The organism is Bacillus sp. iso_77 (assembly GCF_056173625.1).
Genome location: NZ_CM149683.1, coordinates 2,638,473 through 2,660,587, shown reverse-complemented (window position 1 = coordinate 2,660,587; position 22,115 = coordinate 2,638,473). Strand labels below are relative to the sequence as shown.

Genomic DNA, 22,115 nt, shown 5'->3' with positions numbered 1-22,115 from the left:
TTTCACACAAAATAACGACAAAATGAACTTGTGAAAGGAAGAGTGCAGGTGAATCAATTTTATCGTGTACATGGTGATGTCATCGAGACACCGTTAAGAGGGATGGAAGTCATGTCTGTCCCTTATTTAAACAAAGGGGTCGCATTTACAAAGGAAGAGCGGGAAGAGCTTGGGTTAAAGGGATTTCTGCCGCCGAAGGTGTTAACACTAGAAGATCAAGCAAAGCGTGCATATGAACAGTTCAAAGCACAGCCAGACGCACTTGGGAAAAATGTGTATTTAACTGCGCTTCATGACAGAAATGAAGTGCTCTTTTATAAATTATTAAATGAGCATTTGGCAGAAATGCTGCCGATTGTTTACACACCGACCGTAGGAACAGCGATTCAGCGTTACAGCCACGAGTATAGAAAGCCAAGAGGAATTTATTTATCCATTGATGACCTAGAAGGAATGGAAGAAATTTTTGCATCTTACGGAGTGGATGAATCAATTGATCTCATTGTCGCAACAGATGCAGAAGGAATTTTAGGCATCGGTGACTGGGGTGTAGGCGGAATCGCCATTTCAGTCGGGAAGCTGGCTGTTTATACAGCCGCAGCAGGTATTGATCCTAGCCGTGTACTGGCAGTGGTGCTTGATGCTGGAACCAACCAAGAAAGCCTTTTAAATGATCCGCTTTATGTGGGAAATCAGCACTCCCGCGTTCGAGGAGAGCGCTATAATCAATTTATTGATCAATATGTTGAGCTTGCCCGTGCGACTTTTCCAAATGCACTTCTTCACTGGGAAGACTTCGGTACAAAAAATGCCCGCGCCATTTTGGAAAAATATAAGGACCGTATTTGTACATTTAATGATGATATTCAAGGAACTGGAGCCGTTTCACTTGCTGCCGTTCTGGCTTGTGCAAAAGCATCGAAGGTTCCGCTGAAAGATCACCGAATCGTGATCTTTGGAGCAGGTACAGCAGGGATTGGTATAGCCGAGCAAATTCGTGATGCCATCGTGAGAGATGGTGTCAAAGAAGAGGAATCATATGATCATTTCTGGTGTATTGATAAAACGGGATTGCTCACAGATGATTCACCCGACATTCAGCCATTCCAAAAGCCGTATGCAAGACGTTCTGATGAAGTGAAGGATTATGCACGTAATGGTCCAAAGCATTCGATTGATTTGTTAGAGGTCGTGAAGCAGGCGAAACCTACGATCTTAATTGGTACCTCAACTGTAGGTGGGGCATTTACAGAGGAAATAGTGAAAGAAATGGCGTCACATGTAGAGCGGCCAGCGATTTTACCGATGTCAAACCCGACACCCCTTTCAGAGGCAAAGCCGGAAGATCTCATTGAGTGGACAGAAGGACGTGCGCTTGTCACAACGGGAAGCCCGTTTGATCCAGTTGAATATGGCGGTGTGACATATGAAATTGGGCAGGCAAATAATGCTCTTGTGTTTCCAGGGCTTGGTCTTGGAACGATTGTGTGTAAAGCCCGTCTCATGACAGACAGCATGTTTGTTGCGAGTGCTGAAGCGATTGCGAGCATGGTCAATGTCGGAAAACCGGGTGCTGCGATGCTTCCAAGTGTTGATCAGCTCAGAACGGTTTCAGCGACAGTGGCTGTCCGTGTGGCACAAGCAGCGATTGACGAAGGAATTGCGGAAGAAACCCCTGATGACCTCATTCAGGCTGTGCAAGACGCCATGTGGCACCCTGTATACAAAAAAATCAAAGCCATCTAAAAAAAGCTTCGCAAGGACTTGTCTTTGCGAAGCTTTCTTATTAAGCAACAGAATCAATGACATCAACGATCATGCCTGTTTTTGCATCAATCATGACTTCATACTGTTCCAGCTCGCCAAAGGCGGAGCGTGTAATGCCAGATTTGTACACATCAATCGTTTCACCATTTACGGTATACGGTTCTGGTACAGTATAAATCCAAGAGCCATCAATCGGACCGCGCTGTTTAAAAGCGGATTTCACAATTTTTAACGCTTTTTCAGACGAGATATACGTCGGGAAAAAGACTTTCTTTGCAACAATTGCAGCGGCTACGCCAATACTCGCACCAATCAGAACATGTTTTAACTTCAACGTGCTGCACCTCCGTATTGCTGTTTTTTCCATTATACAAAACTTGTCCAGCGATGTTAAGAAATCCGAATACTTGAAAGCATATTCAAAATTTCTGGAGAGATACTTGGAAAACCGAAAGAATTCTTATAGTATAAAGTGAGTGTTATTTTTATAGGAATTTATATGGTCATTACATAGAAATGAGGGTAACTGTCAAATGAACGAAGAAACAATGTCGCTTTTCCGAAATTTAACAGAACTACAAGGAACTCCAGGTAATGAGCACCATGTGCGTGCTTTTATGAAAAAGGAACTTGAGAAATATTCCGATGAACTCATACAGGATCGTCTTGGCGGAGTGTTTGGTGTCCGTAAAGGCCCAGAGAACGCGCCGAAGATTATGGTGGCTGGTCATATGGATGAAGTCGGCTTTATGGTGTCATCCATTACGAAAAACGGAATGATTCGTTTTCAAACACTTGGCGGCTGGTGGAGTCAAGTGATGCTTGCGCAGCGTGTGGATGTTCATACGGATCACGGGCCAATTCCGGGCGTTGTATCGAGCACACCTCCTCACCTTCTGACACCAGAACAAAAAAGCAAACCAGTAAAACCGTCAGATATGCTGATTGATATTGGTGCAGACAGTGAAGAAGAAGCGAAAGAGCTTGGTGTTCGCCCAGGGCAGCAAATCGTTCCTGCAACGGTCTTTACCCCAATGGCCAATCCGAAAAAGATTTTAGCCAAAGCTTGGGATAACCGCTATGGGTGCGGACTTGCCATTGAATTATTGAAAGAATTAAAAGACGAAGCTCTTTCATGTCAGCTATATTCAGGCGCCACCGTACAAGAGGAAGTAGGGCTCAGAGGGGCTGAGGTAGCTGCGAATATGATTCAGCCTGATCTGTTCTTTGCTCTAGATGCGAGTCCCGCAAATGATGTGACGGGAGACAAATCACAATTTGGCCAGCTTGGAAAAGGTGCACTTCTTCGTATTTATGATCGCACGATGATTACGCATCGAGGCATGAGAGAATTTGTTCTCGATACAGCCGAAACAAACAATATTCCATATCAATATTTCGTATCGCCAGGCGGTACGGATGCTGGACGTGTCCATATCTCAAATCAAGGTGTACCGTCTGCTGTTATTGGTGTATGTGCGCGTTACATTCATACAAGTCACTCTGTCTTGCATGTGGATGATTATGCAGCGGCAAAAGAATTAATTGTTCGTCTTGTTAAAAATTGTGATCAAAGCACGGTGGATTCGATTTATCAACAAGTGTAAACGATAAGAAAAAGGCTGCCTCTTTTAAGAGCACAGCCTTCAGCGTGTAGACAAATCCTCGCATTCTTTGTCAGTCCTGCGTGCGGGTGCTCACGAATGTCAAATTCGCTCCGCGCCGGTACTCGACCTTCCTAGGGCTGCAAAGGTTTTCTATCACGCTGAAAAGAAGAAAAAGGGCTAAAATCAAGTTCATTTTAGCCCTTTTTCTTATTCTTGTTCAAACACGTATGACAACGCCTTAATTGCTTGATTCACTGTTTCGACAGTGATATTTGCTTTGTTTGATAGTTCCTTTAGTGGATGATGTAATTCTTTAGGACGAATCAAAATAAGGGGTTTTCCTTTGGCGATGGCAGAAGAAGCATCCATTGCCGTGTTCCACTGTTTATATTTCTCACCAAAGCGGGCGATGACAACGTCTGCCTTATTTAATAATAGTTCGGTGCGGAAATTGTTCAAATCAGAAGCCGCATCGTCTTTTAAGATGGCATTTGGCTGCCCGCCTAAAATATCTTCTCCGATGTTATCTGATCGGTCATGATTCTCCATTGGACCAACAAACGTCACTGGTAGTTTCAAAGACTGGCTTTTTTCCTTAATTTCATCGCGCCACTGGCTATGAATTTCTCCAGCTAAATAAACCGTTAATTGCATAACAATCTCCTCCTTGTGCACAAACTTAGTAAAGGTTTGCCCTGTTTCTTTTCATGTTACACAAGAAGTGCTTGATAAAGCAAAAAAAATATGATTATGATATTCATGGTAGAGACTATTTTTCATCGTAAGAAGACTACATATAATGGGAAGGACAGGCCTCTTCGTCTTTCCTATGAGAAAGCAGGAAGACGACGTTGATGACTTATTTAAAAAGAAAGGGTATTTCCCTTTCGCCAAAGGTCTATTTTATTGATGCACTCTCTTATATGGCTTTAGGTCTATTTGCTACATTAGTGGTAGGGCTGATTTTAAAAACAGCAGGCGGCCTGTTATCATTTCCTCTCATCGTGGAAATGGGAACGCTCGCAATGGGGCTGATGGGACCAGCAATTGGCGTAGCGGTTGCTTATCGCTTAAACGCTTCTCCTTTAATTATTTTCGCAAGTGTTGTTTCAGGTGCCGCCGGAGCAGAGCTTGGGGGACCTGCTGGAAGCTTCGTGGCTGCTCTCGTTGGTGTGGAATTAGGCAAACTGATCAGTGGTGAGACAAGAATTGATATTATTTTAACGCCGCTTGTGACCATTATCACAGGTTTTCTCACTGCTGCTTTCATCGGCCCTGGGATTCAGGCGGTGATGACAGGGCTCGGCAGGCTGATCGTATGGGGGACTGACCAAAGTCCACTCATCATGGGCATGCTGGTTGCAACCATTGTTGGACTTGCTCTTAGCTCACCGATTTCAAGTGCTGCGCTTGCGCTGATGCTTGATTTAAGCGGTCTTGCTGCTGGTGCGGCGACGATTGGCTGCTGCGCGCAGATGGTCGGCTTTGCTGCTGCAGGATTTAGGGAAAATCGTTTTGGCGGTCTTGCTGCGGTAGGCATTGGAACATCAAAACTACAGCTGCCGAACATTGTGAAAAATCCGCTCATTCTCATTCCGCCGACGATTGCAGGACTGATTCTTGCACCAATTGGTATCATTGGCTTTGGGATGGTCAATAATGCGGCAGGAGCGGGTATGGGAACGAGCGGACTTGTCGGCCAGCTCATGACACTCACAGTCATGGGATTTCATCCTTCCGTTTTCCTCGCTATTGCTCTCTTGCATATCGTTGGCCCGGCAGTGATTAGTTTGGTAGTATCAGAATGGATGAGAAAGAAAGGCTATATACAATTCGGAGATTTAAGTATACAAACTGGAGGAATCAAACATGAAAAAAATTGAATCAAACGAAGAATTACAAAAAGTGATTCAAGAAGACTTAACCGTATTACTATTTTCAGCTGACTGGTGCCCGGACTGCACATTTATTGAGCCGTTTTTGCCAGAGCTTGAAGCAAACTATCCAGAATTTGAATACTTCTATGTGGATAGAGATCAGTTCATCGACACTTGTGCAGAGTGGGAAATTTACGGAATTCCAAGCTTTTTAGTCTTTAAAAACGGACAAGAGATCAACCGTTTTGTCAGCAAAGATCGTAAGACAAAGGAAGAGATTGAAGCATTTTTAACAGATTCTCTTTCTAAATAACGAAAGGAGAGTCTTATCATGGCGAAAATGACATCAAGACAGCTTGCCAATCAATTGAAAAGCCGTCTGACGAACGACAGCTGGACCCACCAGTTTGACAGGGAAAAAGATACGCTTCGTGTGGAAGATAAACATACAGGAAAGGGAATCACGCTTGAGCTCCCACCGATTATTGCAAAGTGGGAAGTAAAGCCTGATGAAACACTGGATGAGATCGTTTATTATGTGAAAGAGGCGCTCAGCGCTATGAAAGGTGAAGCGCAGCACATCTCAGGTAAAGAGAAGCACATTTATCCGGTCATTCGTTCAACGTCCTTTCCAGAAACATCAAGTGATGAGATTCCGCTCGTTTTTGATGAGCATACAGCAGAGACAAGAATCTACTATGCACTTGACCTTGGAAGCACCTACAGATTAATTGACGAGAAGATGCTGCAAAAGGAAAACTGGACAAAAGAACGAATCAGAGAAACTGCAAGTTTTAACGTCCGTTCACTAAAGACTGTCGTGAAAATGGATGAAGTGGCGGGCAACCGTTTTTATTTCTTCCGTGCAAATGACGGGTACGATGCAAGCAGAATATTAAATGAATCGATTTTACAAGAATACGCGCAAAAAGTAGAGGGGCAAATGGCCATTTCCGTTCCCCATCAAGATGTGTTCATCATTGCAGATGTACGCAATGAATCAGGCTATGATATTTTAGGGCAAATGTCGATGAGCTTCTTCGCCAGCGGCACGGTTCCGATTACGGCCTTGTCATTTTTATATGACGAAGGCAAGCTTGAACCGATCTTTATTCTTGCAAAAAGCAGACCAAAACAGCAGTAGAAGGGAATTTTGAAGAATGAACGTTTTTTATAATGCAGAAGGTGTCGGCGACACACTCCTTATTTCATTGAAAGATGTAACAAGAGAAGAAGTAGGTCATGAAACGTTTGGAGATGTCGTAAGAATCTTCAATCAAGACACAAAAGAAACAACAGGTTTTAATATTTTCAATGCATCTTCTTACATGAAAATTGAAGAAAACGGATCTGTACCGCTTTCTGAAACGCTTGTTCAAGATATCAATGAAATTTTAAACCGCAACGGTGTCAGTGAAACATTAACAGTTGATCTATCACCTAAGTTTGTGGTCGGTTATGTGAAGGAAAAAGAAAAACATCCGAATGCAGATAAACTGAACATTTGCCAAGTAGATGTTGGCGATGAAACCTTACAAATCGTGTGCGGTGCACCAAACGTTGATCAAGGTCAATATGTTGTGGTTGCAAAGGTCGGTGCTGTGATGCCGAGCGGTTTGGTGATCAAAGATGCTGAACTAAGAGGTGTTCCTTCAAGCGGAATGATTTGTTCTGCAAAAGAATTAGATCTTCCGAATGCGCCTGCTGAAAAAGGAATCCTTGTTCTAGAAGGAAGCCGCCAAGCTGGCGAACCATTTGAAGCGTAACCTCCCATAAACGGGTACAAATGAGCGAAGAATGTGTTATACCAAAAGTCACTAAGTACGTACTTAGTGACTTTTTTTCATCTACAGACAGCATGAACAGCAAAGCGTAGCACTTTTCTCGCTTTTCTGCATGAAAAAGCAATGGTATACTAAAAATCGCCCAAGAAAACGTAAGGGGAGTTAAAGTGAGTGATAAATGATGAGTTGGTTAGATAAATTTTTTAGTGTATTTTTAGGAGAAGAAAAAAAAGAAGAAAAAGCTGAGAGGCCTGAAACAGGTCCGATTGCACCAAAGCAGCCAGCTGTTGAACAACATAAAGAATATAAAAAAGTTGAAGATACGAAAGTGTATTATGAATATCCAAAAGGCAATTTCCGCTTTCCTCTCGTTCCAGATGAACCTGCACGTGAGGCAGCAAAGCAACAAGAAAGAAGGCGCACGCGGCCAAGTCAGCCAAAGGCAAAGCAGACGACCTATCAGCCAAAACAAACAGTGCAGCCTGATCTCAATAAAAAGCCTTTTAAACCAGAGCAAATCCCTTCACCTATCTATGGCTACCACCAGGATATGCGTCCAAAACATGCAGCAGCCAAAGAAGACACATCTTCTGTCAAAATGAAATCGGCAGAAGAAACGTCACAGCGTGTCACACTGTTATCAGAAGAAGCAGAGCGTGAACGGAATTTAAGACAGCAAATGAACATCCCGTCTATACGAAAAGAACAACGTATGGAAGACATGATGTCAGCCCAAACAGAAGAACAAGCAGAGAAGCAACCTGTCACGACGCCGCTTACTTTGCAAGAGGAACTCGCTTATCAAGATCACGTTCAATCAACGATGGAACGTTTATATGACGAGCCTTTCAGTGAGACAGAGGAGCAAGATCAAGCTTTGTCACAGACCAAAGACGACCGGGAAGCATCCTTACATATGGAGCAAGCTGAAGCATCTAACGAGCCTCTAGAGATGGAGCAAGAACAGGCAGTCACCGTTGAACAAGAAGAGCCGATGATTCCGCTTGAAGATGATGCTGAGAAAAAAGAGAGCTTTACATTTGAAACAGCTGAAAGCCCATCACCAGCACTCGACATGGAGATAGAAAGCCCAGTAGAAGAAACTGCGATGCTGGAAGAGAATGAAGTAGAGGCTATGGAGGAAACAACAGAGGCTGCATGGATAGAAGAAAGTCAAACAGACGTGTCAGCGGCAGCATTTGAACAAGAAGAACCGGTGATCATACAAGATTCGCAAGATGATGATTCTCTGCCGGAAGAAAAATTAACAGATGATGAAGTCATGCCAGTTGAAGAAGCATCAGATGAATTTGCTGACTCTGGACAAGCAGAGATCGCCGGGGATATGGCAGAAGAGCTTGAGGAAACACCTGAAGAAACGCCTGAAATAAAACGTGAAGAACCAAAACCGTCTTCTCCACAGCCAAAGCGCTCAAGCGGTCAAACCTCCACCGTTCCTTTTAACGTCATGATGTTAAAAAGTGATCAGCGCGTGCAAGGACAGAAGAAAACGGCAGATGCACAAGGATATGTATTTCCGAGTTTAGCCCTTCTAGACGTTCCACCAGCACAAAAAGAAGAGGACGGAACATGGGTGAAAGAACGGGCAGAACTGCTCAATGCCACACTGAAAAATTTCAATGTCAGAGCAAGTGTTGTTCATGTGACGCAAGGTCCTTCTGTTACAAGATTTGAAGTGCATCCTGAACCAGGCGTGAAAGTGAACAAAATTACAAACCTGTCAGATGATATCAAACTCAGTTTGTCTGCAAAAGATATTCGCATCGAAGCGCCGATTCCTGGGAAGAACACGATTGGAATCGAAGTGCCGAACCTTCACAGTAAAATGGTTTTCTTAAGAGAAATGATCAGAAGCAGTGCCTTTAGAGACAACCCATCTCCATTAACGGCAGCGCTCGGATTGGATATTTCCGGTCAGCCCGTTGTGGTTGATTTGCAAAAAATGCCGCACGGCTTAATTGCCGGAGCAACAGGTTCAGGGAAAAGTGTCTGTATTAATACCATTCTCGTAAGCCTGATGTTTAAAGCCTCACCTGATGAAGTGAAAATGCTGTTAATCGACCCTAAAATGGTAGAACTGGCGCCATATAATCACATTCCGCATCTTGTGAGCCCAGTTATTACTGATGCCAAGACAGCAACAGCTGCCCTGAAATGGGTAGTAGATGAAATGGAAAGACGCTATGAACTGTTTGCACACTCTGGTGTGAGAGAAATCAAACGATTTAACGAACTGGTGAAAGAAAAACAAATGGGTGAAAAACTACCATATCTCGTCGTTGTCATTGATGAGTTGGCTGATTTAATGATGGTCGCACCAAATGAAGTCGAAGAAAGCATTTGCCGAATTGCCCAAAAAGCAAGAGCATGCGGGATTCACTTACTCATTGCGACGCAAAGACCTTCTGTTGATGTCATTACAGGCCTCATTAAAGCAAACATCCCAACAAGAATTGCTTTCTCTGTTTCAAGCCAAGTGGATTCAAGAACCATTATTGATATGGCAGGTGCTGAAAAGCTTCTCGGAAAAGGAGACATGCTGTTCTTAGAAAATGGCTCTGGCAAACCGACAAGGCTGCAAGGGAACTTTGTATCAGATCGAGAGATTGATGAAGTGGTAGCGCATGTGAGAAAACAGCGCAAACCTGTGTTCCTTTTTGAACAGGAAGAATTGATGCTCCAAGGCTCTGCCATTACAGACGAAGATGAATTGTTTATGGACGCATGCAGATTCGCCATCGAGCAAAATAGTGCAAGTACATCCAGTTTGCAAAGAAGATTTAGAATTGGCTACAATCGAGCAGCGAGATTGATTGATATGATGGAACGTGAAGGAATGATCTCTGGGGCAAAAGGCAGTAAGCCAAGAGAGGTCCTCATGACACTGAGTGATTTAGAACAATTGATCTAAACAAACCACTTCATTTTTTTGATAAACATGGTATGATAGCACATAGGTGCAATTTTTGAATTGGACGCTTTTCGCATGCCTGTCTGAACGCTTTTTAACGAAAATGAGCGAAAGCAGGTGTTAGAAATGGGAAAGTTGTCGGATACTAATCATAGTTAATATTGATTAGAATAGGAAGATCGGAAAAAATCTTTATTTGGAGCTGCGATTTGTGATCAGCTAGAGACAAAAATCACAAGTTGCAAATTGAAATGAGCGTCATATACTGTAAGTCAGATAGACGTTTGTTGGAGGTACAATTATGACTGTTTATCATTTTGTTGGAATAAAAGGGACAGGTATGAGTCCACTGGCCCAAATTCTTCATGATACTGGGTATACTGTCCAAGGATCGGATATCGAAAAACATATCTTTACACAAAAAGCATTAGAAGAACGAAATATTAAAATTCTTCCATTTGACCCAGATAATATTCAGCCAGGGATGACGGTGATTGCAGGAAATGCATTCCCAGATACACACCCTGAGATTGAGCGTGCTCTTTCTGAAGGGATTCCTGTCATTCGTTATCATAAATTTCTTGGAGAATACATGGATTCATTCACAAACGTTGCAATTACGGGTGCTCATGGTAAAACATCGACAACAGGTCTGCTTGCACATGTGATGCAAGCGGCAAAACCAACTTCCTATTTAATCGGTGATGGATCTGGAATGGGGAAAGAAAACAGCGAGTATTTTGTATTTGAAGCGTGCGAATACCGCAGACATTTCCTCAGCTACCATCCAGACTATGCGATCATGACCAATATTGATTTTGATCACCCTGATTATTTCACGGATATTGATGACGTGTTTGATGCGTTTCAAAACATGGCACTTCAAGTGAAAAAAGCCATCATCGCTTGCGGTGATGACGAGCATCTGCTCAAGATCCAAGCAAAAGTACCTGTTGTGTACTACGGATTCAATGAAGAAAATGATTTCCAAGCACGAAATGTTGTGAAAAACACAGAAGGCACCACATTTGATGTATTTGTACGTAATACGTTTTATGATACCTTCTACATTCCTGCTTACGGAAACCACAATGTCCTTAACTCATTAGCGGTTATTGCATTATGCCACTATGAGGCCATTGATGTAGAGCTCATCAAAGGTGCTTTAACGACATTTGGCGGTGTGAAACGACGCTTTAATGAAAAAGTAGTCGGTGAACAAGTCTTAATTGACGACTATGCGCACCATCCGACTGAAATTGAAGTCACGATCGAAGCAGCTCGCCAGAAGTATCCAGACCGTGATATTGTAGCAGTCTTCCAGCCGCACACTTTCACTCGTACACAGCAATTTTTAAGTGAATTTGCGGACAGTCTGAAAAAAGCAGACTATGTATATCTCTGTGATATTTTCGGCTCAGCTCGTGAAAACATTGGGAAACTAAGCATTGAAGATTTGCGGGAAAAAATTCCGCAAGCCCAATTGATTGAAGAAGAAGAGACATCTGTGCTGAAAGCACATGAAAATGCGATCTTGGTCTTTATGGGAGCAGGAGATATTCAAAAGTATCTTCGTGCTTATGAGAAAGTCGCAGTATAATTGCCTGTCAAAAAGTGCCGATTCAATCGGCGCTTTTTTATTTTGAATAAAATGTGACAAAGGGGCTAAATGTGACAAGATGTGCCGCTTTTTTTCGTTCGCTGTGGACAGGAATTGGCGAATAAGTGTAGAATTATTATTCAATCGGTCATTCTAGGCGATGTTTGAATGATACAACGAGAGGGTATTGAATTGAATATGCCCGCAGCAAAGGAGGTATCAGATGATTATTATTCTCTATTTAAGCGTTGCACTCATCGCAATCGCTTTCCTCATTCTTGTCATCTACTTGTCCAAAACATTGAAATCCTTACAGCTGACATTAAAGAATGTCGCATCAACTTTAGAAGGTCTTGAAGGACAGATGCAAGGCATCACCACAGAGACAGCACAGTTGCTACATAAGACCAATCAGCTTGCTGAAGATATTCAAGACAAATCGGCAAAACTTAACACAGTTGTGGATGCGGTGCAGGGAATTGGTGGCTCGATCAACCAATTTAATACAAGCATAAAGCAGGCAGCTGGTGCGGTTTCTTCATCCGTTGAACGAAATCAAGAGAAAGTCACGGATGTGGTAAGCTGGAGTAACGCAGCACTTGAAATCTATAAAAAATGGAAACAGCGTAAACAACAATAAACAACCATTTTCGCATAGGAGGAATAATCATGAGCAAAGACGGAATCAATAGCAAAGACTTTTTGATCGGAACACTTATCGGTGGCATTATCGGTGCAACAACGGCATTATTTTTAGCACCAAAGTCAGGGAAAGAGCTTCGCGATGATTTGAACACCCAAGCGAATGCCCTAAAAGAAAAAACAGATCGTCTTACAACAGATGCAAAGGAAAAAGGCACTGAATATGTGACGATTGCGAAAGACAAAACATCTGAATTGTCTCAGCTCGTAGCAGAGCAGTCAAACCAGATTTTAGACAAAGTAAAAGACATAAAAGATCGTACAGCTGGAAAAGCTAAACAAGTAAAAAGCGAAGCAGAAGATGCTGCAGCAAATATAGCGGATGAAGCTTCAGATGTAGCAGACGAAGCAAAAGTTAGAGCACAAGAAGCAAAAGCAGACATTGAAGACGGCATCAAAGATGTCAAAGAAAAAGTAGAACAATCTACGAAAGGCTAACTCACTGTTTAAGTGTGGAAGGAGCACATCATGTCTAAACAACTCATAGAAACAGAAGAACAGTTTGATCAACTAACGAATCAAGACGGAACCTTTGTCTTTTTTAAGCACAGTTTGACATGTCCAATCAGCCAAGCTGCTTTTCAAGAGTTTGAAGCGTTTGCGTCAGAACATGAGGATGTTCCTGCTTATTTCTTGCAAATTCAAAACACAAGAGAGCTTTCATCCTATGTGACTGAAAAGTCAGGGATCAAGCACGAAAGCCCGCAGGCATTCATCTTTAGCGATGGCAAAGTAAAGTGGCATGCTTCTCACTCAACCATTACAAAAGAAGCGCTTGAACATAACATGTAGAAAAACGTCAGCGATTGCTGACGTTCAAGATTGTGGACAAAGGGCTAAAATGAATTTTATTTTAGCCCTTTGTCTTCTTTTCAGCGTGATAGAAAACCTTTGCAGTCTAGGAAGGACAGCTACTTTTACGGAGCGAATTTGTCATTCGTGAGTACCAGCGCGCAGGACTGACAAAGAATGCGAGGGTTTGTCTACCCGCTGAAACGTCAGCGATTGCTGACGTTTTTTTTATAAAAAAGGTTTACTTGCATCAAAAGTATGCTATAATCTTACACATAATACTTTATCGCTTAAAAGCGTTTGGGTAATAAAGAATTTTTTCGTGACAATTCCGAAATCTTTGTTTATAATAAACCCTATTATAAGAGATCAAAAATAAAAAGCGAGAGCGGGCAGAGGAAAGGATGACAAAAATGAGCAACAATGAATTGGAACAATTGAGACAGCAAGCAGATGAACTAAATCTTCAAATCTTAAAACTGATCAATGAAAGAGGAAACATTGTAAAAGAAATTGGAAAGGCAAAAGAAGCGCAAGGTGTCAACCGTTATGACCCTGTCAGAGAGCGCACAATGCTTAATCAAATTCTTGAAGAAAATGATGGCCCATTTGAAAATTCAACGATTCAACATATTTTCAAAGAAATTTTCAAAGCAGGTTTAGAGCTTCAAGAAGATGACCACAGCAAAGCACTTCTTGTTTCTCGTAAGAAAAAACCTGAAAATACAATTGTAAATATCAATGGAGAAGCGATCGGTGACGGAAAACAACGTTTCATCGTTGGACCATGTGCCGTTGAAAGCTACGAGCAAGTTGCAGAAGTAGCGGCAGCAGCGAAACAGCAGGGACTAAAACTTCTTCGTGGTGGCGCATTTAAGCCTCGCACAAGTCCATACGACTTCCAAGGACTTGGCGTAGACGGTCTAAAAATTCTAAAACGTGTAGCAGATGAATACGGTCTTGCAGTTATTAGTGAAATCGTGAACCCTGCTCATATTGAAGAAGCAATTGAGCATATCGATGTCATCCAAATTGGAGCTCGTAACATGCAGAACTTCGAGCTTTTAAAAGAAGCTGGATCAGTGAACAAACCAGTTCTTTTAAAACGCGGTCTAGCAGCAACAATTTCAGAATTCATCAATGCAGCTGAATACATCATCGCACAAGGAAATGACCAAATCATCCTTTGCGAGCGAGGCATCCGCACATACGAAACAGCCACAAGAAATACACTAGATATCTCGGCTGTGCCAATCTTGAAACAAGAGACACATTTACCAGTCTTTGTTGACGTGACACACTCAACAGGACGCAGAGATCTACTCCTTCCAACAGCTAAAGCAGCTCTTGCGATTGGAGCAGACGGTGTGATGGCAGAAGTGCATCCAGATCCATCTGTTGCCCTATCTGATTCAGCGCAGCAAATGGACATTCCACAATTCGAAAAATGGTTAGATGCGTTAAGACCACTTGTCAACATTCACGCGTAACCATAAATAGAAAAGCCGCCGGATGACAGCCCGGCGGTTTTTTCATGAAAAAATACGATCAAAATTGGCAATGAAAGGAAAAGAGCGCATTGCAAGCTAAAAATACGCTTGTTCACAATGTTTTCATTTTTAAAATTCGATAGAATCTGCTAAGATCATTGTCATAGCTGACGTTCGCAACGATTTTTGGTGAAATATGATTCAATTTACAGGTAACAAGCTCATTAAAGTTTGTTTAATTTAGTTATAAAAAGAAAGGGAACGTTTTCATATGAAGAAAAAACGTGTATAATTTCATAAAAGAATGTCATTTTGATGTAGATTGAAAAATTATGTGTCTCTTTTCATCGTTTTAATGACAAATAGGATATTATTTTCCTCGTATCTGACATGTCTCTATCCAATTGGTGAATGCTATAGATATGAAGTGTATTTGAAGGAGTGATTTATGTGAATAATGTTACAATATATGATGTAGCAAGAGAAGCAAACGTAAGTATGGCAACGGTATCACGCGTTGTTAATGGTAATCCAAACGTAAAACCAACAACAAGAAAAAAGGTGCTTGAAGCAATTGATCGTCTCGGCTACCGTCCAAACGCAGTCGCACGAGGCCTTGCAAGTAAAAAGACCACAACAGTTGGGGTCATCATCCCTGATATTTCAAGTATCTTCTATTCAGAGCTTGCACGAGGAATTGAAGATATTGCGACGATGTACAAGTACAACATTATTTTGAGCAACTCAGACCAAAATACTGATAAAGAACTGCATTTGTTAAACACAATGCTTGGCAAACAAGTAGATGGAATCGTTTTTATGGGCGGAAACATTACAGATGTGCATGTGGAAGAATTTAAGCGCTCTCCTGTACCCATTGTACTTGCAGCATCTGTTGAAGAGCAGGCACAAACACCATCAGTCAACATTAACTATGAACAAGCCATTTATGATTCAGTTCAGCTATTAGTTGAAAAAGGACATAAACGAATTGCGTTTGTATCTGGACCAATGTCAGAACCAATTAACTCTATGAGAAAGCTTGCTGGTTATAAGCGTGCGCTTGAAGAAGCTGGTATCGTGTTTGACGAAGCGCTTGTTGCTGAAGGAGACTACTCATATGACTCTGGTATTGAAGCGCTCGCTAATCTGCTTGATCAATCTGACAAGCCGACGGCTGTGATTGCAGCTACTGACGAAATGGCGCTAGGTGTCATTCATGGAGCGCAGGACAGAGGCGTATCAATTCCTGAAGATTTAGAAGTGATTGGTTTTGATAACACAAGACTATCCCTCATGGTTCGCCCTCAATTGACAACAGTTGTTCAGCCGACTTACGATATTGGCGCTGTTGCGATGAGACTTTTGACAAAGCTCATGAACAAAGAACAAGTAGAAGATCAAATTGTTGAATTGCCACATAGAATCGAAGAAAGACAATCGACGAAATAAAAAAGAAAGCAGGCTCACTTGATCAGTGGACGCCTGCTTTTTTTTATGCCTTTTTCTTTTCTCGTCGAACAGGCATGAGTGCTTTTTCTACCGTTTGTGCATTTTTTTCTGTAATTTCTGCTCTTCTTGGAATCGGTGGATATAAATCGTCAGGATCTAGCCATGTGGATGGAAGCGGAACAGGCGATTGTTTTTCCCATGCCCGAATCCATTCCTGAGGAAGTGCATCTGGTGGTGTAATGCCTTTCATCTCAAGCCAAATGCGGCTCCATGCTCTTGGGACGACACGCCAAATATCATAGCCGCCTCCGCCCACAGCGATCCATTTTCCATCACAATATTGATGCGCCAGCTCATGGGCAATTCTAGGAATTTCCTCATATATTTTCATGGTAGCAGATAAATGCGTCAAAGGGTCATAATAGTGGGCATCTGCTCCATTTTGCGTCAAAATGACATCTGGTTTAAAAAAAGCAGCAATCTCTGTCACTGCTGTTCGATAGGCTTCTAAAAATGATTCGTCTTCTGTAAATGCGTCAAGCGGGATATTATATGCATAGCCATAGCCTTTATCATGACCCCTTTCCTGTACTTGTCCAGTTCCAGGGAACAAATAGCGCCCTGTTTCATGAATGGAAACAGTACATACCTCTGGATCATCATAGAAGCTAAACTGTACACCATCGCCATGATGAGCATCTGTATCAATATATAAAATTCTAGCGCCATATGTCTTTTGAATATACTGAATGGCTACAGAGCTGTCATTATAAATACAAAAGCCAGAAGCACGCCCTTTAAATCCATGGTGAAGCCCGCCGCCAAGATTGAGCGCATGCTGCGAATGCCCAAGCATCACTTGATCAACCGCTGTTAATGTCCCGCCAACTAGGAGAGAAGCTGCCTCATGCATCCCTGCAAACATCGGGGTATCCTCAGTGCCAAGACCATAACGTTCCCCCTCTGCGGTGGACAGTTTTCCTTCACTTGCCCGCTGTACTGCTTGAATGTAGTCTGTTGTATGGACGAGCTTTAATTCCTCCAGCGTCGCCATACGAGGTGCGACAATCTCATCATCCGTTAATGCCTTCATTTTTTGAAGAAGATCATAAGTTAAGTAGACGCGAAGCTGATTGAAGGGATGATCTTGGTGAAACTGGTACGTTTGAAAAGATGGTGAAAAAACAAAGGTCGCTTCCTTCATTTGATCGTCTGCTCCATAGGCCAGAGCACTTTATAGCCTTTTGCACGAATCAGCTTCATCACATGATCTGCATGCATCGTTTGAAGGCGGAAGACGAGCACTTTAGAGGCTTCATTGGCATGTGGGTACACGAGTACACTCAGCATTTGAATATGCTGCTCTTTTAAAATGGACGTAATGTCTGCAAGACCCTCTGTCACTTGCGCTACTTCAACCTCTAAATGTGATCCAGGCTGATCTGCACCTGTTAGTCTTACAAATGTACGAAGTAAATCTGTTTTTGTGATGATCCCTACAAGCTTGCCACGTCTCACAACGGGAAGACAGCCAATTCCGTGTTCAAAAAAGACACTTGAAATCTCCTCAACGAAATCAAGCGGATGAGCGGTAATCGTCTCTAGCACCATGATGTCTTCAACCGGCCGCTGAATAAAAAGCTGCCTTTTCTCTGTTTCAAAAATACTTGGACTGGCATTTTTAATATCCCGATCTGTCACCATCCCAATGACAGATCCCTGCTCAGATACGATGGGAATATGCCGAATGTGATGTGCACTCATTTTTTGAATGGCTTCTTCAATCGTATCGGTTTTGCGTAGCGTGATCACATCACGCTCCATAATTTGTTCAATCATCATGTTTACCAATCCCCTTTGCCAAAAAAACGAATTGAACGTTAATACATAAAGCGCTGATGGAAGCGAAGACGATCGAAACGCTCGATCGAATCAGGACTCACATTTTTTCCGATCCGTGCCATTAAACAATTGGCTGGATGTGAGCTAATCTCTGGCTCGTCTGTTGCAAACCAGACAAGACCGCCGGCGTTCATCATTTTCTCCATCATTTTGCGGTACTCCCACACGTTTTTCTTTGTCCCCTTTAAATCCCAATGCCAGTAATATTCAGTTGTAATGATAATGTAATTCTCCATTTGCTCATCCATCATGCTCACATCCAGTAAATGCTTGCCAAGTGAGCAGCCTCTGAATGGAGGAGCGACTTCAATGGCACCGAGCTCAATTAAATTGTCCATGTTGCCTTCTGACCAGCGTTCAAGCGGATCAGGGTACAAATACGTGACATAGCCTACGACAAGCTCATCCACCCTAGCAATGATAATACGTCCTTCAGGAAGATCTGCTATTTCAACAAGTGCTTGTTTCTGTTCCTCAGGCGTGCGAAATGCCGTTAGTCCTTCATGAAACGTATAGTTCGCAAGCTCTGATGCAGGTACCGGTCCTTCAATCAGGATGGAACCTGTTTCTCGCTCAATGGTTTTTGAATAATAAGTTTTAGGATGCTCCACGTATCCACCGCCTCAAATTCTAGTGAGTCGTCTCTATTCTATCTTAAATCTTGCAATAATTAAAACGGTTTCATCAGAAGTTTTTTAAAAATTGAGAAAAAAAGTCATCTATACTATAATGGTCATTGTAAACGTATGCAAAGGGGGACTGTTTGATGAAAGTGGAAACGCTACCATCAGTAAAAGGGGACTATCATTTAAATGATTATGAGCAAGCATACAAAGAATTTTCATGGGAGGAAGCGAGAAAAAATTTCTCTTGGTATGAAACAGGAAAAGTAAATGCAGCTTATGAAGCGATTGACAGACATGCGGACTCGTTTCGTAAAAACAAGGTGGCGCTTCACTACAAAGATTCAGAGCGGGATGAAAAGTATACGTTCAGGGATATGAAAATCAAGACAAACAAAGCAGGAAATCTATTAAGAGAACAGGCACATGTGCAAAAAGGGGATCGCGTGTTTATCTTTATGCCAAGATCACCTGAGCTCTATTTTCTACTGCTTGGTGCTGTCAAAATTGGTGCGATCGTCGGTCCGTTATTTGAGGCATTTATGGAAGGTGCCGTCAAAGATCGTTTAGAAAATAGTGAGGCAAAAGTGATTGTGACAACGCCTGATCTGCTTGAGCGGATTCCGTTTGCAGAACTTCCAAAGCTTGAATCCGTCATCATTGTCGGCGGTGAAAAAGAGGATGCAGGTGATGTGCGGACGATTCACTTTGAAGAAGCATTTGAACAGGCAGCGAAGGAACTTGAAATCGAGTGGATGGATGAAAAAGATGGATACCTGCTTCATTACACGTCAGGGTCCACTGGTACGCCAAAAGGTGTGCTCCATGTTCATGGCGCAATGGTGCAGCAAGGCCAGACGGGTAAATGGGTACTTGATTTGACAGAAGAAGATGTCTACTGGTGTACAGCTGATCCAGGCTGGGTAACAGGGACGGTGTACGGTATTTTTTCTCCGTGGCTGAATGGAGCGACGAATGTCATTTTAGGCGGCAGGTTCAATCCTGATACGTGGTACGAAACCATTGAATCGCTTGGTGTGACCGTTTGGTACAGTGCACCGACAGCCTTCAGAATGCTGATGGGAGCAGGAGACGATCTCATTCAAAAATATGATCTCAGCTCACTCCGTCATGTGTTAAGTGTAGGAGAGCCACTAAATCCAGAAGTGATCCGCTGGGGAGACGCTGTATTCGGTAAACGAATTCATGACACTTGGTGGATGACAGAAACAGGTGCACAGCTGATTTGTAACTATCCATGCATGGATATCAAACCAGGTTCGATGGGGAAACCAATTCCAGGCGTTGAAGCCGCGATTGTAGATAATGCCGGAAATGAACTTCCGCCATACCGGATGGGGAACCTTGCCATCAAAAAGGGCTGGCCGTCTATGATGCATACGATCTGGAACAATCCTGAAAAATATGAATCTTACTTTATGCCGGGAGATTGGTATGTTTCAGGAGATTCAGCTTATATGGATGAAGATGGATACTTCTGGTTCCAGGGACGTGTCGACGATGTCATTATGACGTCAGGAGAGCGGGTCGGTCCATTTGAGGTAGAAAGTAAACTGGTGGAACATCCGGCCATTGCAGAGGCTGGTGTTATCGGAAAACCAGATCCTGTGCGCGGTGAAATTATTAAAGCATTTATAGCGCTTAGAAGCGGATACGAACCGACAGATGAGCTGAAAGAAGAGATTCGCACGTTTGTGAAAAAAGGACTCGCTGCACATGCAGCACCGAGAGAAATTGAGTTTAAAGACAAACTGCCAAAAACACGCAGCGGTAAAATTATGAGACGTGTGCTAAAAGCGTGGGAACTGAATTTACCTGCTGGCGATCTCTCGACAATGGAAGATTAATCGCTTCCGTCAGTTGACTTGATATCAAAAGTATGTTAAAAATGACTTTAGTTGAATATGAAAAGGTTTTGACTGAGATTCAGTAGAATCATCTTTCCCTGTCCAAGAGAGCTGACGGCTGGTGCGAGTCAGTACAAAGAGATATTCGAATTACCCTCACGAACCGCTTTTACGAAAAGGAGCATACATGTTGCCTGATTAGTGAAAGAACGGATCTGTCCGTTATCAGTGTAAGTGAAAAGACGTGTTGTTTTGTCTTTTAAGCAGGGTGGTACCGCGATATATATCGTCCCTTCGTTCATTCGAAGGGGCGTTTTTTATGTTGAATTGTAAAAAAAGGAGATTTGGATATGAGTCAATTGATGGAAGAATTATCGTTCAGAGGATTAATTCAGCAGCAAACAGATGAAGAAGGTTTAACAAAATTATTAGCAGAAGAAAAAATCAAGCTATACTCCGGTTTTGATCCAACAGCTGACAGCTTGCACATTGGTCACTTACTGCCAATTTTAACATTGCGCAGATTCCAAGAAGCAGGTCATCATCCGATTGCACTTGTTGGCGGCGCAACTGGACTGATTGGTGACCCAAGTTTCAAAAAAGCAGAACGTTCACTAAACCCAGCAGAAATCGTCGAACAGTGGTCAGAGAAAATCAAAGGCCAGCTCTCTCAATTCCTTGATTTTGAAGCAGGTGACAACCCAGCTGTCATCGTCAATAACTATGACTGGATCAGTCAAATGAATGTCATCACGTTCCTTCGTGATATTGGAAAGAACTTCGGTGTCAACTTCATGCTCGCAAAAGATATCGTCAGCTCACGGATTGAGACAGGAATTTCGTACACAGAGTTCAGCTACGTTATCCTGCAATCTTTAGACTTTTTAAACCTTTACAGAAATGAAAACTGTAAACTGCAAATTGGCGGAAGCGACCAGTGGGGAAATATCACATCTGGCCTTGAGTTGATCCGTAAGTCTGAAGCAGAAGGTGCAAAAGCATTCGGTCTCACAATGCCGCTTGTGACAAAAGCAGATGGCACGAAGTTTGGTAAAACAGAAGGCGGCGCCATTTGGTTAGATAAAGAAAAAACATCACCATATGAATTCTACCAATTCTGGATCAACACAGATGACCGTGATGTCGTGAAATACTTAAAATACTTTACGTTCCTATCAAAAGAAGAGATCGCATCGTATGAAGAAAAAGTGCAAACAGCTCCTGAAAAACGTGAAGCACAGCGCCGTTTGGCAGAAGAAGTCACAACACTTGTGCATGGCCGTGAATCACTAGAACAGGCTGTCAACATCTCAAATGCGCTATTTAAAGGTGAGATTAAATCTCTTACAGCAGAAGAAGTGAAAGTAGGCTTTAAAGATGTGCCATCAATGGAGAAAGACAGTGCAGAAGAATTAACACTGGTTGATGTTCTTGTCGAATCAAAACTGTCTCCATCAAAACGCCAAGCACGTGAAGATATCACGAATGGCGCAGTTTCCATCAACGGAGAGAGACAAACCGACAAAGACTACGTCCTTTCAGCTGAAGATAGAATTGAAAACCAATTTACCGTCTTAAGAAGAGGGAAAAAGAAATATTTCCTTGTGACGTATAAATAAATCCTTATGAAACAGTAAGTATCATGAAAAGCACCTCAAATGTTCATATACATTGAGGTGCTTTTCTTTTTTATTCAGAAGTAGGAATTAAGCTTTTACA

At 42.5% G+C, this 22,115-nt stretch carries 20 protein-coding genes and 1 other annotated feature; of the genes, 15 read left to right on the top strand and 5 right to left on the bottom strand.

What is annotated here, in order from left to right; all coding sequences use genetic code 11:
• Positions 1-48: 48 nt before the first annotated feature.
• The gene (locus AC0VYC_RS13610; protein ID WP_178896948.1) at positions 49-1,746 is read left to right on the top strand and encodes an NAD-dependent malic enzyme; all 1,698 of its coding nucleotides are present in this window, start codon (positions 49-51) and stop codon (positions 1,744-1,746) included.
• Between the two features lie 40 nt (positions 1,747-1,786).
• Here AC0VYC_RS13610 and AC0VYC_RS13605 read toward each other — a convergent pair whose 3' ends face one another.
• The gene (locus tag AC0VYC_RS13605; RefSeq protein WP_003217759.1) at positions 1,787-2,101 is read right to left on the bottom strand and encodes a PepSY domain-containing protein; all 315 of its coding nucleotides are present in this window, start codon (positions 2,099-2,101) and stop codon (positions 1,787-1,789) included.
• 199 nt (positions 2,102-2,300) lie between these two features.
• On the opposite strand from AC0VYC_RS13605, the gene AC0VYC_RS13600 reads away from it, so the two are divergent.
• On the top strand, positions 2,301-3,374 hold the full coding sequence (locus tag AC0VYC_RS13600) for a M42 family metallopeptidase (protein ID WP_017358321.1): 1,074 nt from the start codon (positions 2,301-2,303) through the stop codon (positions 3,372-3,374).
• A gap of 207 nt (positions 3,375-3,581) precedes the next feature.
• Here the strand turns inward: AC0VYC_RS13600 and AC0VYC_RS13595 are convergent, their stop codons facing one another.
• On the bottom strand, positions 3,582-4,028 hold the full coding sequence (locus AC0VYC_RS13595) for a YtoQ family protein (protein ID WP_007501817.1): 447 nt from the start codon (positions 4,026-4,028) through the stop codon (positions 3,582-3,584).
• A 200-nt stretch (positions 4,029-4,228) separates the two neighbouring features.
• On the opposite strand from AC0VYC_RS13595, the gene AC0VYC_RS13590 reads away from it, so the two are divergent.
• From AC0VYC_RS13590 to ccpA, 11 genes are all read left to right on the top strand, one after another.
• Positions 4,229-5,257 carry a PTS sugar transporter subunit IIC gene (locus AC0VYC_RS13590; RefSeq protein ID WP_039168417.1) on the top strand — a complete coding sequence of 343 codons (1,029 nt, stop codon included), beginning with the start codon at positions 4,229-4,231 and terminating at the stop codon, positions 5,255-5,257.
• On the top strand, positions 5,244-5,564 hold the full coding sequence (locus AC0VYC_RS13585) for a thioredoxin family protein (protein ID WP_003217665.1): 321 nt from the start codon (positions 5,244-5,246) through the stop codon (positions 5,562-5,564). The genes AC0VYC_RS13590 and AC0VYC_RS13585 overlap by 14 nt, the downstream gene beginning before the upstream one ends.
• 18 nt (positions 5,565-5,582) lie before the next feature.
• Positions 5,583-6,395 (top strand): DUF1444 domain-containing protein, encoded by an 813-nt coding sequence (locus tag AC0VYC_RS13580; RefSeq protein WP_008343044.1) that lies wholly within the window; start codon positions 5,583-5,585, stop codon positions 6,393-6,395.
• A 16-nt stretch (positions 6,396-6,411) separates the two neighbouring features.
• Positions 6,412-7,017 (top strand): YtpR family tRNA-binding protein, encoded by a 606-nt coding sequence (gene ytpR / locus AC0VYC_RS13575; RefSeq protein WP_039168420.1) that lies wholly within the window; start codon positions 6,412-6,414, stop codon positions 7,015-7,017.
• Between the two features lie 196 nt (positions 7,018-7,213).
• Entirely contained in the window at positions 7,214-9,967 is a 2,754-nt protein-coding gene (locus AC0VYC_RS13570) for a DNA translocase FtsK (RefSeq protein WP_327861903.1), read from the top strand.
• 301 nt (positions 9,968-10,268) lie between these two features.
• Entirely contained in the window at positions 10,269-11,567 is a 1,299-nt protein-coding gene (gene murC / locus AC0VYC_RS13565) for a UDP-N-acetylmuramate--L-alanine ligase (protein ID WP_008343047.1), read from the top strand.
• A gap of 223 nt (positions 11,568-11,790) precedes the next feature.
• A complete protein-coding gene (locus tag AC0VYC_RS13560; protein ID WP_017367864.1) occupies positions 11,791-12,207 on the top strand; it encodes a DUF948 domain-containing protein in 417 nt (138 codons plus the stop codon).
• Between the two features lie 29 nt (positions 12,208-12,236).
• A complete protein-coding gene (locus tag AC0VYC_RS13555; protein ID WP_041092587.1) occupies positions 12,237-12,707 on the top strand; it encodes a YtxH domain-containing protein in 471 nt (156 codons plus the stop codon).
• A 30-nt stretch (positions 12,708-12,737) separates the two neighbouring features.
• Positions 12,738-13,061 (top strand): bacillithiol system redox-active protein YtxJ, encoded by a 324-nt coding sequence (gene ytxJ, locus AC0VYC_RS13550; protein ID WP_039168426.1) that lies wholly within the window; start codon positions 12,738-12,740, stop codon positions 13,059-13,061.
• A gap of 413 nt (positions 13,062-13,474) precedes the next feature.
• On the top strand, positions 13,475-14,551 hold the full coding sequence (locus AC0VYC_RS13545; RefSeq protein ID WP_017358315.1) for a bifunctional 3-deoxy-7-phosphoheptulonate synthase/chorismate mutase: 1,077 nt from the start codon (positions 13,475-13,477) through the stop codon (positions 14,549-14,551).
• A 450-nt stretch (positions 14,552-15,001) separates the two neighbouring features.
• Entirely contained in the window at positions 15,002-16,003 is a 1,002-nt protein-coding gene (ccpA, locus tag AC0VYC_RS13540; RefSeq protein WP_035702055.1) for a catabolite control protein A, read from the top strand.
• A gap of 43 nt (positions 16,004-16,046) precedes the next feature.
• On the opposite strand, the gene AC0VYC_RS13535 is transcribed toward ccpA, so the two are convergent.
• From AC0VYC_RS13535 to AC0VYC_RS13525, 3 genes are read right to left on the bottom strand one after another with little or no spacing between them, the layout of a single operon-like run.
• On the bottom strand, positions 16,047-17,207 hold the full coding sequence (locus tag AC0VYC_RS13535; protein ID WP_045034170.1) for an acetoin utilization protein AcuC: 1,161 nt from the start codon (positions 17,205-17,207) through the stop codon (positions 16,047-16,049).
• Positions 17,204-17,845 carry a CBS and ACT domain-containing protein gene (locus tag AC0VYC_RS13530; RefSeq protein ID WP_017358312.1) on the bottom strand — a complete coding sequence of 214 codons (642 nt, stop codon included), beginning with the start codon at positions 17,843-17,845 and terminating at the stop codon, positions 17,204-17,206. The genes AC0VYC_RS13535 and AC0VYC_RS13530 overlap by 4 nt, the downstream gene beginning before the upstream one ends.
• A 38-nt stretch (positions 17,846-17,883) precedes the next feature.
• The gene (locus AC0VYC_RS13525) at positions 17,884-18,516 is read right to left on the bottom strand and encodes a GNAT family N-acetyltransferase (RefSeq protein WP_058337273.1); all 633 of its coding nucleotides are present in this window, start codon (positions 18,514-18,516) and stop codon (positions 17,884-17,886) included.
• Positions 18,517-18,671: 155 nt separating this feature from the next.
• Between AC0VYC_RS13525 and acsA the strand changes: the two genes are divergently transcribed.
• Positions 18,672-20,396: an acetate--CoA ligase gene (acsA, locus tag AC0VYC_RS13520; RefSeq protein WP_475388668.1), complete on the top strand. Its 1,725-nt coding sequence runs from the start codon at positions 18,672-18,674 to the stop codon at positions 20,394-20,396.
• A 59-nt stretch (positions 20,397-20,455) separates the two neighbouring features.
• Positions 20,456-20,693 (top strand) — a binding site (T-box leader).
• Positions 20,694-20,746: 53 nt separating this feature from the next.
• A complete protein-coding gene (tyrS, locus tag AC0VYC_RS13515) occupies positions 20,747-22,015 on the top strand; it encodes a tyrosine--tRNA ligase (RefSeq protein ID WP_135009408.1) in 1,269 nt (422 codons plus the stop codon).
• Positions 22,016-22,115 lie beyond the last annotated feature (100 nt).